1 protein-coding gene is annotated in these 871 nt (G+C 42.9%); it reads right to left on the minus strand.

Annotated features, from left to right (window positions below; all coding sequences use genetic code 11):
* Positions 1-247: 247 nt before the first annotated feature.
* Positions 248-871: DUF3310 domain-containing protein (locus B0181_RS08295; RefSeq protein WP_249024910.1), on the minus strand; the 624-nt coding region annotated here is incomplete at its 5' end.

An 871-nucleotide genomic window follows, 5' to 3' on the forward strand; every position in this document is an offset into this window, starting at 1 on the left:
TGCGCAATATCTACGCCCATTGCCCCACAGCGACAGCAAGGGAGCTGTTTTAATTTGGCAAATCTAGTCATTTTGCCCATAGAACTCAACAACCGTCATAATGAGTGCAGCCATGCTAATACAGCCTGCTATTATCACCCATTCATCGCCAGCCAAATACTTGCTCAATGCGACAACCAATAAGAGCAAAGTGCAAATTATTAAGCTGTAAATAAAATTGCTTGCGAACAAGTCAGCAAATGACTTTTTAGGCTTTTTCATTGGTTAGCTCCAAAACAGCTTCATTGATTTTGTCTCTTAGCATTATCAATCTGGGTGGATATTCAAACCGTCTTGCAATCATAAAAACCATTAAGCGTCGGATAATCTCATTGTCGGTATAATCTGCCACAAATGCGATTTTGTTTTTTACAGCGTCGGGCATATCGCCACTTTCACCGTTTAAATAAGCCCGCTCGGCATACCAAGCCGCCTTTTTTAAATCCTCGACCATATCGCCCTTTTTGCCAGCACGGTACAGATATTTAAAGCAGTTGCCTAGGCAAAAGCTCAAATGCTCGGTAATCTCAATACATTCAATGCCGCTTTGGTGGGTGGTGTAATGGCTTGGGTTGATTGGGTCGCCTTTTGGGTTCTTTCTTGGTTTTTCGCCAAGTTTGATAAACTCCTGTTCCTTCGCCTTAGTTTCGGCATACCAATCAGGGTGTGTTTGTTTAAATTCATCGTCATGCTCAAACACATTGCCGACATATTCAGCATTATGCTCAAACACATTGCTGACATATTCAGCATGCCAGTTTCGGGTGCTGTCCAAACGCACCTTGTCACCTTCGCCCCACAGATAATCTACCCATTCGTCATTAACGGCAAA

This window comes from Moraxella caviae (assembly GCF_002014985.1).
Lineage (GTDB): Bacteria > Pseudomonadota > Gammaproteobacteria > Pseudomonadales > Moraxellaceae > Moraxella > Moraxella caviae.